The sequence below is a fragment of the Ralstonia sp. OTU4908 genome (assembly GCF_038440115.1).
GTDB classification, from domain to species: Bacteria; Pseudomonadota; Gammaproteobacteria; order Burkholderiales; family Burkholderiaceae; genus Ralstonia; species Ralstonia pickettii.
Genome location: NZ_JASATD010000016.1, coordinates 59,431 through 72,453, shown reverse-complemented (window position 1 = coordinate 72,453; position 13,023 = coordinate 59,431). Strand labels below are relative to the sequence as shown.

Sequence of the window (13,023 nt, the reverse complement as noted above, 5' to 3'; positions counted from 1 at the left end):
AGGAGCCAAGACATGCGTCTGCTTACTTCTGTCACCGTGATCGCCGTGGCCGCCGCGATGGCGACGTCTTTCGGAGTCGCCCAAGCCCAAACTGCAACTTCAACCGCTTCCGCTGCCACGCAACAACGCACCCAAGTGCCCGGTTACTACCGAATGGCGCTGGGTGACGACGTGGTGACCGCGCTCTACGACGGCTACACCGATCTGCCCGCCAAGACCCTGCTTGGCCTGAACGCGCAATCGGTGCAGAGCCTGCTGGCGCGGATGTTTGTATCGAACACGCCGGGCATGCAGACGGCGGTGAACGGCTTTCTGATCGACACGGGTGCCAAGCGCATCCTCGTTGATACGGGGTCGGGCACGTGCTTTGGCCCGACGATGGGCGGCCTGGCCGGCAACGTCCGCGCCTCCGGCTATCAGCCCGAGCAGATCGATGCCGTGCTGCTGACGCACCTGCATCCGGACCACGCATGCGGCCTCCTGACGCCGCAAGGTCAACCGGCCTTTCCGAATGCGCAGGTGTATGTCGCCGCGCCGGAAGCCGATTTCTGGCTGAGCGAAACGATTGCCGCTTCCAAACCGAGCGACATGCAACCGTTCTTCAAGATGGCGCGCGACTCAGTGGCGCCATATGCCGCTGCGGGCAGGCTCAAGCAATTCAACCCGGGTGACGAGGTGGTGCCCGGCGTACGGTCGGTGCTCGCCAACGGGCACACGCCGGGGCATAGCGGATACCTGTTCGCATCGAAGGGACACAGCCTGCTGGTGTGGGGCGATATCGTGCACAGCCACGCCGTGCAGTTCCAGCATCCGGACGTTGCGTTCGAATACGACGTTGACAAGAAGGCCGCCGTTGCCTCGCGACGCAAGCTGTTTGCAGAAGCGGCGCGAGACAAGCTCTGGGTGGCTGGCGCACATCTTCCGTTCCCGGGGCTGGGGCACGTGCGCCGCGAGGGCAACGCCTTCGCCTGGGTGCCGATCGAATACGGCCCGCTGCGCACAGACCGCGCTGATTGATGTCGGACTGATCGGTTAAGCGCCCGCCGGCGGCTTCCTCTTGCAAGTGGTCGGCAGGTCCAAATCCTCGGCCGCCGTAGTGTTCTCGGTCGTGTGTCCCTATTGGGTGCCGTCATAGGCAACCTTGACGATCTTTCCGTCCACCGGCGAGATCGTCGATACCACGCTGGCAGCAGCAACTGGCGGTCGATCTTGCGCACCGTGACGTCGCCCAGGAATGCTCTGTTTTTGCATGCCTTCCCGCGCCAGCGCAATCTGCAGTGGATTACTGGCGGCATGTCTCCACCCGGTATGCGTTCTCGGCTACCACGTGTCGATGAAGCGGCGGGTGGCGGGGTCGCGTGTGTGCCTTGGCGGGGCGGGCGGCGCCGATTGCAGCCCGCGCAGCAGCCAGCGGCGCGTATCGGCCGGGTCGATCACGGCGTCGATTTCGAGATAGCTGGCGATGTTGAGCGCGCGGCCTTCCTCGTAGGCGGCCTCGACCATCTTGCGGAACAGCGCCTCGCGCTCGGCGAGGTCTTCCACCGCTTCCAGCTCTTTGCGGAACCCCAGGCGGATGGCGCCTTCGATGCCCATGCCACCGAATTCGCCGCTGGGCCATGAAGCGGTGAAGAACGGCGCGTGGAAACCGCCCGCGGCCATGGCCATCGCCCCAAGGCCGTAGCCTTTGCGCAGCACGACGGTGAAGAAAGGCACGCGCAGGTTGCCGGCCGTCACGAACATGCGGCTGACGTGGCGTACGGTGGCGGTTTTCTCCGCTTCGGGCCCGACCATGAAACCCGGTGTGTCGCACAGCGAGACGATGGGCAGGTCGAACGCGTTGCACAACTGCATGAAGCGTGACGCCTTGTCCGCTGCCGCAGAATCGATGGCGCCGCCCAGGTGGCGCGGGTTGTTGGCGATGCAGCCGAAGGCGCGACCTTCGATACGGATCAGCGCGGTGACGATGCCCACGCCAAATGCTTGACGCAGTTCCAGAACCGAACCTGTGTCGGCCAACGCGTCGATCACGCCGCGCATGTCGTAGCTGCGCATACGGTTTTCGGGAATCGCGTGGCGCAGGTGGCGCACGTCGCCGGCCTCCCAACTGGCAAGCGGGCCCTGGAAGTAGCTCAGGTAACGGCGTGCCGCATCGACGGCTTCGGTCTCGTCGTCGACCAGCACATCGATCACCCCATTGGGCGCCTGCACGCTAACAGGGCCAACTTCTTCGGGTGCGTATACGCCAAGGCCGCCGCCTTCAATCATGGCGGGGCCGCCCATGCCGATGGTCGCGTCGCGCGTTGCGATGATCACGTCTGCGCAGCCCAGCAGCGCAGCGTTACCTGCAAAGCAGCGGCCCGACACGATACCGATGGTCGGCACCAGCCCAGAGAGCCGTGCGAAGTGAATGAAGGTCGGGCAGTCCAGGCCGCTGACGCCACGCTTTTCAGTGTCGCCCGGCCGACCGCCGCCGCCTTCGGCGAACAGCACAACGGGCAGCTTCCATTGCTGCGCCAGCTCCAGTGCACGGTCGGTCTTCTTGTGGTTGAAGGTGCCCTGGGTGCCCGCCAGCACGGTGTAGTCATACGCGAGCACCATGCAGCGCGCGTCCTGATCGGGGAAGTGCGAGCCGTTGACGGTTCCGATGCCGGTGATGATGCCGTCGGCCGGCGTCGAGCGGATCAGATCGTCGAGTGCGCGCCGCTGGCGTTGCGCTGCGATGGCAAGTGCGCCGTACTCGATGAATGAACCGGCGTCGCACAAGTGGTCGATGTTCTCGCGTGCGGTGCGCTGGCCGGTCTTGCGGCGGCGGGCAACGGCATCCGGGCGGTTGGCGTCGAGGCCAAACGCATGGCGGTCGATGACGGCCTGCAGGTCGGGGCGAATGTGGTCGAGGTCGATCTCTGCGTCGGCTGCGGCACTCTCGTGTTGGGCATCGCTGGGCTGCAGCACGGCAAGCGGCTGGCCTTCGCGCACCGTTGCGCCCGACTGCGCGCAGACTTGCAGCACGCGTCCGGCCGCGGGTGCGATGACGACGTGCTCCATCTTCATTGCTTCAATGACGGCCAGCACCTCGCCGCGCGCGACCGTGGCGCCGGCTTGCGCATGCATCTGGATCAGCGCGCCATCCATGGGCGCGGTGAGCACTTCAGCATTGTCAGGAAGCTCATCGAGGAATGACGTAACGGGCGTCATATCCGGGGTGGTGACCGACGTAGCGTGCAGGGCAGGGTGCGCTTCACCGTTGCCGGCTGCCAGGTCGGCGAGCTTCGCATCGAGAAACTGCGTATGCACGGCGTTGGCTTGCACGTCGGCGTCGCGCAGCAGGTCCTGCAGCAGCCGCTTGTTGGTGGCCAGCCCTTCGATGCGGAATTCGCACAGCGCGCGGTACGTCTGTGCCAGCGTCTGCGCATACGTGCCGTGCGGTGCGTGGACGATCAATTTGGCCAGCAGCGAATCGAAGCGCGGGTTCGAACGGTAGCCCGCATAACCGCAGGTGTCGACGCGCACGCCGGGGCCGTTGGGCGCCTCGAATGCGGTGAGCGTGCCAGTGGAGGGATGCGGCTGGCCGCTTGCATCAAGGGTCTCTGCGTTGACGCGTACTTGAACGGCGTGGCCGCGCGGTGCGATCGGCCTAGCAAGCCCCAAGTCCGTGAGCGACGCGCCTTGCGCCAGCGCCAGTTGTGTCACCACCAGGTCGACGCCCGTCACCATCTCCGTGACGGTGTGCTCGACTTGCACGCGTGGGTTGGCTTCCATGAAATAGAACGTGGCGTCCGGCGTGCCCGCGCCTTCCACGAGGAACTCGAATGTGCCGATACCGCTGTAGCCTGCCGCTTTGGCAAGCGTGACGGCAGCCTCGGCAATGCGTGCACGCAGCGCATCGTCCAACGCGGGGCTGGGCGCGATCTCGATCAGCTTCTGGTGACGGCGCTGCAGGCTGCATTCACGCTCGCCGAGGTGCGTAACGTGGCCGTGCGCGTCCGCCACGATCTGGATTTCGATATGGCGTGGCGTGGGCACCAGCGCTTCCACGTAGACGTCGCCGCTGCGCGGTTGGTCACCCCCGGCGGCAGTGGCTTCGGACACGCAACGCGCATACGCGTCGGCAATCGCCTGCGCATCGTGCACGGCGCGCATGCCGCGCCCGCCGCCGCCCGCCACGGCCTTGATCATCATGCCGTGCGAGGGTGGCAGCGCGGCGAAGAACGCGCGCGCCTCTTCAAGGGTGGTTGCGCCTTGCGTGCCACTGACGATGGGAATGCCCGCCTCATGCGCAAGCGCCCGAGCGCGTGCCTTGTCGCCGAAGAGGTCAAGCACGTGCGGGGACGGTCCGACGAATTGCACGCCAGCCTGCGCGCACTGGCGTGCGAAGGCAGCGGTCTCGCTCAGGAAGCCATAGCCCGGATGAACAGCATCGGCGCCGACGGCCCGTGCGGCAGCGAGGATTGCCGCGCCGTTGAGATAGGCACGCGGGCCGGTGCCGGGCAACGGCACGGCTTCATCGGTGCGAAGGGGATGCAGTGCGTCGCGGTCGTCTTCGGAATAGACGGCAACGGAGGGCAAGCCCATCGCGGCGGCTGCGCGGGCAATGCGAATGGCGATCTCGCCGCGATTGGCGATCAGCAGTTTGCGAAACGTCATGGAGCGGGGTTGTTTAGAGCTGTTCAGCGAGCGGTGCGAGATCCTGCTTGCGCACGTTGCCGGTAGCCGTGAGCGGCAGCGCGTCGACGATGCGCACGATGGGTACCTTGTAGACGGCCATGTTCTCGCGGCGCCCGCCGGTGAGCAAAGCGGTCGGAGAGATCGTCAAGCTGAGCGAATGTCGTGTCGTGCCCGTAGAAATGGATTGCTGGCTTGTCTGGCGTGATGCGCGCCCAATGCCGCAGATGGTCGGTGAGGAGGAGCGGCCGATGGGGTAGTGGGGTTCACGTGGGGGATCGACCGGCCATGCGCGCGCCCAGAGCTCGCGAACGCGGCCGAGATACTCGGACTCGTCCATCGCCAAAGGTTGTCTCCGTTGGATTGTGCAGTGCGTTCGCAACGCGGCGCCACACTATCTATACTGAAAAGTAATTTTTTATACCAGTGGGTAAGAATATAGAAAGCGTTCTTTGATGCGTCAAGCATCGGAAAGCGAGGCTGTCGCCACGATGCGCGGATGCCCCGGCGCATCTGCGGGCGGCATGCGAAAATACGCGCCATGTCCACCGTCCGCAAATCTGCCGTTCCTGACGTGCAACCGTCTGCTGAAACCGAGGCCATCGAGGCCTCTGGCGTCACACCGCCGGCCACGCGCCCTCACATCGCCGAGCGGCAGGAGGCCCGGCGCCGGCAGATCCTCGACACTGCCGCGCAACTCTTCTTCACCAAGGGCTATGCCGGCATGACGATGAGCGACCTCTGCAACGCGCTCGGCGTGACCAAGCCGGCGGTGTACTACTACTTCACCGACAAGTACGAGATCTTCGATATTCTGTGCCGCGAGGCCGCGCAGATCTGCCTGTCGGCCATCCGGGAAACCGCCGATCCGGCCCTGCCCGTGCGAGAGCGCCTGCAGGCGTGTCTGCTGGAAATGGCGCGTCGTTGCATCGACTGCCACTACGCTGCGGCACTGACGTATCGCGATCGGCAATACCTGCGTCCGGAAACGGTGGAATGGCTGCACGGCATGTCGCGGGCGTATTACCGCGATCTCTATGCGCTGCTCGACGAGGGCAAGCGCGCCGGCGTGTTTGACTTTGGCGATGCGCGCGTCGCCGCGCACTCGATGGGCGGCGTGATGGGGTTCATGTATACGTGGCACGATCCGTCGCGCATCGACGCCGGCGTGCTGGCGCACGAGCTGTCGAGCGCCATGATGAAGATCATTCTGCCGTCCGCCCCGGCATCGGGCGCTACACGCGCGTCTTGAGCGCCGCCCCGGCCGGTGCCTTCGGCAACGCGGGCAGGCGGAAAATCTCGGGCGTCATCAGGTCGATGCCGCAGTCGAGCGTCTCAACCCAATCGATGAACCGCTTGACCATGGCTTTGCCGCGAAAGGCTTGGCCGTGCTGCGGCACGATCCATTCAATATCGAGCCCCCGCACCATCTGCGCCCACAGCCGGCACACGCGGTTGCCGCTCATGTAGCGGCGGTGAAAGGGCGCCATCAGCGCCAGGTGGGCGTCGAAATCTTCCACGGGCTTGGCGGCCACGTTGGCATGCACCATCGATGCCCCCAGATCGCCCGAGAACAGGATGCGCGACACCGGATCGTAAAACTGGAAATTGCCTTCCGAATGGAGGAAATGCGCTGGCACCGCCAGCAGATGCGAATCCCCCAGCGGAATCGCCATGCCCGTATCCGGGATTGGCACGATGCGGCCTTCAGTCTTGCCGACGTTGCAGAAATGCGGGAGAAACCGCTCCCACACGCGCGAAATCAGGATGTCGCAACTGGAACTTGTGAGCCACCGTCCCGCCGAAGCGACGATGTCGGGGTCCGCATGCGAGGCCAGTACGTAGTCGAGCTGCTTGGGCGGAAAGTACCGGTTCATCGCCAGAAACAGCGCGTTATAAGTCATCTGGCCGCCCGGATCGATCAGCGCGCCGTGGCCGTGATCGACAATGAGGAACTGGTTGGTCTGCACCGGCAGGTCATCGTGATCGTCGACGAGGTCGGAGAACATCAGGCAGACATGCTCGGGCGATTCATAGAGCGTTGTGACCATGGGAGAGGGCAGGGCGCAGGTTGGAATGCCTGGATGGTGGCGCAGCGCGTGCCCGGCCCACTTGATCCGTGTCAAGGCAGCTGTGGCGCTGCCTTCGGCTCGCGTGGGCGGATCATCCGTCCCGGGCCGGTTCTCACGTGATAAACTTTTGATTTTTAACGCTTTGCGCGAGCCGCACGCGGGTTTTCCGCCTGGGTTTGGCGCGCCGCCATGCCAACCGGCATGCCGCATCTCCCCCTATGAATACTGCAACGATGTCTGAAGCGTCAGAAGCACCGGCCAATGAATCGGTGACATTCGACAGCTTCGGCCTGCATCCGGACGTCCTCCGCGCGCTGACCGAAAGCGGTTACACCAAGCCCACGCCCATCCAGGCCGCCGCCATTCCGGTAGTGACCGCCGGCCGCGACGTCATGGGCGCCGCACAAACCGGCACCGGCAAGACCGCCGGTTTCTCGCTGCCGATCATCCATAACCTGCTGCCGGACGCCAATACGAGCGCGTCGCCGGCGCGCCACCCGGTGCGGGCGCTGATCCTCACGCCCACGCGCGAGCTGGCCGACCAGGTGTACGACAACGTTGCCAAGTACGCGAAGTACACGGCGTTGCGCAGCGCTGTCGTGTTCGGCGGCGTCGACATGAACCCGCAGACGGAGCAGCTGCGCCGCGGCGTCGAAATCCTCGTGGCAACGCCGGGCCGCCTGCTCGACCACGTGCAGCAGCGCAGCGTGAACCTGTCCCAGGTGCGCATGCTGGTGCTGGACGAAGCCGACCGCATGCTCGACATGGGCTTCCTGCCCGACCTGCAGCGCATCATCAACCTGCTGCCGGCACACCGCCAGACGCTGTTGTTCTCGGCGACGTTCTCGCCGGAGATCAAGAAGCTGGCCGCGAGCTACCTGCGTCATCCGCAAACCATTGAAGTGGCACGCAGCAACGCCACGGCAGAGAATGTCCGCCAGGTCATCTACACCGTGCCGGACAACCACAAGCAGGCTGCGCTCGTGCACCTGTTGAAGCAGCGTTCCGAGCAAGGCTTGCCGCGCCAGTGCATCGTGTTCTCCAACAGCAAGATCGGCTGCTCGCGGCTGGCGCGTGCGCTGGAGCGCGAAGGCATCAACGCCAACGCCATCCACGGCGACAAGACGCAGACCGAGCGCATGCAGACGCTCGAAGCGTTCAAGCAAGGTACCGTCGACGTGCTGGTCGCCACCGACGTGGCAGCGCGCGGTCTGGACATCTCGCAGATGCCGTGCGTGATCAACTTCGACCTGCCGTTCAACGCAGAAGATTACGTGCACCGCATTGGACGCACGGGCCGTGCCGGTGCTTCCGGTGACGCACTGTCGCTGTTCGCGCCGGGCGATGAGCGCCTGCTGGCCGATATCGAAAAGCTGATCAAGCGCAATCTGCCGCGCGAACAACTGGCCGATTTCGATCCGACCGGCGAACAGGCGCGTGACCGTGAGCGCCGCGAGCGCGACGAAAAGCGTGCCCGCGGCGAGGTCCGCCGGGCCCGTGAGCGCGATGAGCGTAACGGCGCCCGCGTGCTTGATCACACGATCGTGCGTCCGGCGTTCCGTCCATCGGACGATCCGTTCTTCAATCGCCCGTACGAATCGTCAGTGCCGGCGGAGTCGGCGGAGGCCGCCAAGCCGGCACAGCCTGCCGGACACCCGCGCAGCGCCAAGCGGCCGATTGCGGCCCTGCTCGGTGGCGTGCCGCGCAAGCGTTAAGTCAGTCGACTGAGCGCGGCGGCGCTCCTGCCGCCGGGGCCATCGCGTCAGGCCAGCTGCGCCAGGCGATTGGCCCACGCCGGGACGGCGTCCCGGTAGAACCCTTCCACATCCCCTGCACGAATCTCCAGCCCGAGGTGCCGCGCCGCTTCGGTGAGCGCAGCTAGCGGTTGACTGCGGTTGATGGCGCGCGCGCCGGTCTGCTTGCTGAGTTTCTCACCATCAGGGTTCACCACGACCGGCACGTGCAGGTAGCGCAACGCGGGCAGACCGAGCAACTGTTGCAGATAAATCTGGCGTGGCGTCGAGTCGAGAAGGTCGGCGCCGCGCACGACGTCCGTGATGCCTTGCGTGGCATCGTCCACCACGACTGCAATCTGATACGCCCACATACCGTCGGCGCGCTTGAGCACGAAATCGCCGACAGCTTCAGCCAGGTTCTGGCATTGCGTGCCTTGCCAGCGGTCGTTGAAGCAGAGCGTAGCGGCATCGGCATGGGGCACACGCACGCGCCATGCGCGCGGCGGACGGCCGTGCAGCCCGTTGCGGCATGTGCCGGGATAGATCAGGGTTTGGTGACGCAGGTGCCCATTGGCGTCGATGCTGGTGACGGAATCCGCAATCTCGCGGCGCGTGCAGCCACACGGGTAGAGGTTGCCGTTGGCCTGCAACTGCTCGAGCGCCTGTTCAAAGCGTGGGAGGTGCGTGCTCTGCCACTGCGGGGCTTCGTCGGGAATGAGCCCGAGCGCTTCCAACGTAGCGAGGATGTCGCGATCGGCGCCGGGCACATTGCGCTGGAAATCGATGTCTTCGATGCGCACGAGCCACGTGCCGCCGTGTACGCGCGCATCCAGCCAGCTTGCCAATGCGGTGACCAGCGAGCCGATATGCAACGGCCCCGTGGGAGAGGGCGCAAAGCGGCCACGGTATTGGCCGCGCGACGACGTGGTGGATTCCGAAAAATCGAGATTGGCTTGGGACAACGCAACGCTCCAGGCGCAGAGGTCGATTGCGCTATTGTGCGCGATTTGGCGGCCTGAGGCGCCTACTGCATCATCAGGGCCTGCCCCAGGCGCGGGTCTTCCAGCTTGTCGACCCACCATTGCAGTGCCTTGCCGCGCATGTTGTTGCGCCAGGCCACCTGAAACGTGCCGGCGCGCTTGTCTTCCGAGGTTTCCTTGGCGATCAGCACCCCAGAATCCAGATACGGTTGAGCCAACGGGACCGGTAGCCAGCCACAGCCCAGGCCACGAATCTGCGCCTGCACCTTGTCGGCCATGGATGGCACCACCAGCGTGTCCTGTCCGGCCATCACGCCGATGGTGCGTGCGGGCAGATTGCGCGACGTATCGCCCACGGCAACGATGCGATGTCGCGTGATGGCGGTTGCAGGCAACGGCTCTTCCAGCTGCGCCAGCGGGTGATGTGCCGCCACCGCAAACACGAAAGGAATGTTGCCCACCGTGCGCGTCTGAATGCCCTGCACCTGCATCACTTGCGCCGGCCCGATCAGCAGATCTGCGCGGCCCGACAGCAATGCGTCCCACGTGCCGGCCAGGACCTCACGGCAGAAGCGCAAGCGCGTGGCGGTGTTTTCGGCGTAGAAATCCTGGATGACGGGCATGAGTGCGCGAAAGTGCACGAGATCGTCGACTACGATGGTCAACGTGGCTTCCCATCCGGTGGCGAGTCGTTTGACGCGGCGCGCGAGGTCATCGGCAGCCTGCAGCAGGTGGCGGCCCTCGTCGAGCAGCGCACGGCCTGCGGGCGTCAGTTCTGCCCGGTGGCGGCGTCGGTCGAACAGCAGGACATCGAGATCATCTTCCAGCTTGCGCACCACATAGGTCAGCGCCGACGGCACTTTGCCCAGTTCGTGCGCCGCGGCGGCAAAGCTGCCCTTGCGTTCGATTGCGTCCAAGACTTCCAGAGATTCCAGCGAGAGCGCCATGTTCAGAATTTTTGACGTATTGAATCAAAGCCGTACCGCGCAACTATAGCCAATCTGCGTACCATGCACACATCAACGCAGTAATTTGGATAGGATATTCATCAAAATGATTGAAATCCGCCCCTCTCAAGATCGCGGTTACGCAGACCACGGCTGGCTGAAGTCGTATCACAGCTTTTCGTTTGCCGATTACATGGACCCGCAGCACGTTCAATTCGGGCCGCTGCGTGTCCTCAATGAAGACCGCGTCGCCGCCGGCATGGGCTTTGGCACCCACGGCCACCGCGACATGGAAATCATCAGCTACGTGCTGGACGGCGAGCTGGCGCACAAGGACAGCATGGGCAACGGCAGCGTGCTGCGCCGGGGCGACGTGCAGCGCATGACGGCTGGGACAGGCGTGCGTCACTCCGAGTTCAACCACGCACAGGACCAGACCACGCATTTTCTGCAGATCTGGGTGCTCCCGGCGCAGTTGAACCTGACGCCGGGCTATGAAGAGCGTCATTTCGACGAGGCGGCCAAGCGGGGCAAGCTGGCCTTGATCGCCAGCGCCGATGGCCGCGATGGATCGGTGAAGGTGCACCAGGATATGTCGCTCTACGCCGGCAAGTTCGATGGCGCGGAAGCTGCATCCCTGCCCATCGCTGCAGGCCGCCGCGCTTATGTGCACGTCGTGCGCGGCAAGGTGAGCATCAACGGTCGCACGCTGGTTGACGGCGATGCGGCCAAGCTGACGCAAGAAGAGAAGGTGACGCTTTCCGGTGGCGAAGACAGCGAAGTGCTGGTGTTCGATCTGCCGTAATGTTGGTGGCGCACGCTTTGTGCGCCATTTTTCTTTTTCCGTTGTTCCCAGCCGTTCCCTAAACCCAAGAGGATTCCCATGGCACGAGTTGCAGTCGTTTATCACAGCGGTTATGGCCACACGAAGAAGCAGGCAGAGGCCGTCTTTGCTGGCATTCAAGGTGCCGGCGCCGAAGCGCACCTGATCTCGGTCACTGACGTCAACGATGACACCTGGGCGCTGCTGGCCGGCGTCGACACGATCGTTTTTGGCGCGCCGACCTACATGGGCGGTGTTTCGGGCGACTTCAAGAAATTTGCCGATGCATCGTCCAAGGCGTGGTTTACCGGCGCGTGGAAGGACAAGATCGCCGCCGGGTTCACGAACTCCGCATCGATGAACGGCGACAAGTATGCGTCGATCCAGTACCTGTGGACGCTGTCGCAGCAGCACGGAATGATCTGGGTCGGCACAGGCATGATGCCGGCTAACAGCAAAGCCGCCACGCGCAACGACGTGAACTACCTCGCTGGCTTTGGCGGCGCGCTGGCGCAATCGCCGTCGGATGCGAGCCCTGAAGAAGGTCCGCTGCCGGGTGACCTGGAAACCGCCAAGCTGTTCGGCGAACGTATTGTTGCCATCACGAACCAGTTCGTGCGCGGTCGCCAGTAAATCGCATTGCTCAAAGAAAAACGCCGGCATGTCCGGCGTTTTTTGCTGGCGCGCTGCAAAGGGTCAGAAGCGCGTGCCGGCTCCGCAGAACACGCCGCGATTCGTGCCGCCCTCGCAACTCGCCGCGCAACCGCCCAATGCCGCAAGGCACAGCGCGGTGACGAGGAGGCGGGCGGCGAGGCGCTTCATGCGGCGGCGCGCGCTTGGTTGCCGGCGCAATGCGGGCAGCGCTGGCCGGGGATGTAGTCCGGAGACTGCTGCTCTTCCGGCGTCACCACGGCGCGGCAGGCGAAGCATTGCTTTGGTCCCGCCGGCAGCAGTTCGGCGTTGAGCGCTGTGCGGTGGTCGAACACGAAGCAATCGCCGTCGTAATGCGCGCCTCCGACTTCCTCGAAGTACTTCAGGATGCCGCCTTCGAGCTGATAGACGCGCTCGATACCGATCTCCTGCATGTGGATCGCGGCCTTTTCGCAGCGGATGCCGCCGGTGCAGAACGACACGACGGTCTTGCCGGCAAAGTCGTCCTTGTGCGCGGCAATGGCGGGCGGAAACTCAGTGAACTTCTTGAGGTTGTATTCGACGACGTTCTTGAAGGTGCCCACGGCGACTTCATAGTCGTTGCGCGTGTCCAGCATCACCACCGGGCGGCCCTCGTCGTCGTGGCCCTGATCGAGCCAGCGCTTGAGGTCCGGCGGCGCGACCGACGGCGCGCGCCCCTCTTCCGGGCGGATCAGCGGGTGGCGCATGGTGATGATTTCTTTCTTCATGCGCACCAGCAGGCGGCGGAACGGCTGGTGGTCGGACAGGCTTTCTTTCGGTGCCAGGTCGGCAAAACGCGGGTCGGCGCGCAGCCAGCCAACGATACCGTCAATGCCCTCGCGCGAGCCGGCCAGGAAGATGTTGATGCCCTCGGGCGCCAGCAGCACGGTGCCCTTCAGCTCGCGCGCTTGGCACTCGGCCAGCAGAGCGGGGCGCAGGGTTTCGCGGTCATCGAGGGTGACAAATTTGTAAGCGGAAATATTGACGATCTGCATGTGCTGCCGCGCCATTTTCTGGCGCCTTGGGTAACCCGTTGATTCGTAAGCCGAAATTATAACTGCCCGCGCAGCCGTGCGGGGTTGCTCCGGGTCAATCGGGCACGCCCGGAATGCTTTGCGGAAGGTGTCACCC

Annotated in this window: 13 protein-coding genes; 5 read left to right on the top strand and 8 right to left on the bottom strand. The window is 64.5% G+C overall.

The window, feature by feature from the left end; genetic code table 11:
* Positions 1-12 precede the first annotated feature (12 nt).
* A complete protein-coding gene (locus AAHM38_RS15440) occupies positions 13-1,017 on the top strand; it encodes an MBL fold metallo-hydrolase (protein WP_116575366.1) in 1,005 nt (334 codons plus the stop codon).
* A gap of 99 nt (positions 1,018-1,116) precedes the next feature.
* Here AAHM38_RS15440 and AAHM38_RS15435 read toward each other — a convergent pair whose 3' ends face one another.
* From AAHM38_RS15435 to AAHM38_RS15425, 3 genes are all read right to left on the bottom strand, one after another.
* Entirely contained in the window at positions 1,117-1,251 is a 135-nt protein-coding gene (locus AAHM38_RS15435; RefSeq protein WP_257019815.1) for a hypothetical protein, read from the bottom strand.
* 69 nt (positions 1,252-1,320) lie between these two features.
* Complete coding sequence (locus AAHM38_RS15430; RefSeq protein ID WP_116575365.1) at positions 1,321-4,644, bottom strand: acetyl-CoA carboxylase family protein; 3,324 nt, start codon at positions 4,642-4,644, stop codon at positions 1,321-1,323.
* Positions 4,645-4,657: 13 nt separating this feature from the next.
* Positions 4,658-5,002, bottom strand: a complete 345-nt coding sequence (locus AAHM38_RS15425) for a hypothetical protein (RefSeq protein ID WP_257019814.1) — start codon at positions 5,000-5,002, stop codon at positions 4,658-4,660.
* 201 nt (positions 5,003-5,203) lie between these two features.
* Between AAHM38_RS15425 and AAHM38_RS15420 the strand changes: the two genes are divergently transcribed.
* Positions 5,204-5,914 carry a TetR/AcrR family transcriptional regulator gene (locus AAHM38_RS15420; protein ID WP_116575364.1) on the top strand — a complete coding sequence of 237 codons (711 nt, stop codon included), beginning with the start codon at positions 5,204-5,206 and terminating at the stop codon, positions 5,912-5,914.
* Here the strand turns inward: AAHM38_RS15420 and AAHM38_RS15415 are convergent.
* Complete coding sequence (locus AAHM38_RS15415) at positions 5,898-6,713, bottom strand: MBL fold metallo-hydrolase (RefSeq protein WP_065859033.1); 816 nt, start codon at positions 6,711-6,713, stop codon at positions 5,898-5,900. The genes AAHM38_RS15420 and AAHM38_RS15415 overlap by 17 nt on opposite strands.
* Before the next feature lie 254 nt (positions 6,714-6,967).
* Here AAHM38_RS15415 and AAHM38_RS15410 point away from each other — a divergent pair, with 254 nt between their 5' ends.
* Positions 6,968-8,449 (top strand): DEAD/DEAH box helicase, encoded by a 1,482-nt coding sequence (locus AAHM38_RS15410; protein ID WP_371316220.1) that lies wholly within the window; start codon positions 6,968-6,970, stop codon positions 8,447-8,449.
* Between the two features lie 47 nt (positions 8,450-8,496).
* Here AAHM38_RS15410 and gluQRS read toward each other — a convergent pair whose 3' ends face one another.
* Both gluQRS and AAHM38_RS15400 read right to left on the bottom strand, forming a co-directional pair.
* Complete coding sequence (gene gluQRS, locus AAHM38_RS15405) at positions 8,497-9,432, bottom strand: tRNA glutamyl-Q(34) synthetase GluQRS (RefSeq protein ID WP_116575362.1); 936 nt, start codon at positions 9,430-9,432, stop codon at positions 8,497-8,499.
* Between the two features lie 62 nt (positions 9,433-9,494).
* Positions 9,495-10,397, bottom strand: a complete 903-nt coding sequence (locus AAHM38_RS15400) for a LysR substrate-binding domain-containing protein (RefSeq protein ID WP_012762414.1) — start codon at positions 10,395-10,397, stop codon at positions 9,495-9,497.
* 106 nt (positions 10,398-10,503) lie between these two features.
* Between AAHM38_RS15400 and AAHM38_RS15395 the strand changes: the two genes are divergently transcribed.
* Positions 10,504-11,202, top strand: coding sequence for a pirin family protein (locus AAHM38_RS15395; RefSeq protein WP_116575361.1), 699 nt, complete (start codon positions 10,504-10,506; stop codon positions 11,200-11,202).
* A 78-nt stretch (positions 11,203-11,280) separates the two neighbouring features.
* Positions 11,281-11,853, top strand: a complete 573-nt coding sequence (locus tag AAHM38_RS15390; RefSeq protein WP_027680925.1) for a flavodoxin family protein — start codon at positions 11,281-11,283, stop codon at positions 11,851-11,853.
* A 63-nt stretch (positions 11,854-11,916) separates the two neighbouring features.
* Here the strand turns inward: AAHM38_RS15390 and AAHM38_RS15385 are convergent, their stop codons facing one another.
* Complete coding sequence (locus AAHM38_RS15385; protein WP_257019813.1) at positions 11,917-12,042, bottom strand: hypothetical protein; 126 nt, start codon at positions 12,040-12,042, stop codon at positions 11,917-11,919.
* Positions 12,039-12,887, bottom strand: coding sequence for a sulfurtransferase (locus AAHM38_RS15380; protein WP_116575510.1), 849 nt, complete (start codon positions 12,885-12,887; stop codon positions 12,039-12,041). The genes AAHM38_RS15385 and AAHM38_RS15380 overlap by 4 nt, the downstream gene beginning before the upstream one ends.
* Positions 12,888-13,023 lie beyond the last annotated feature (136 nt).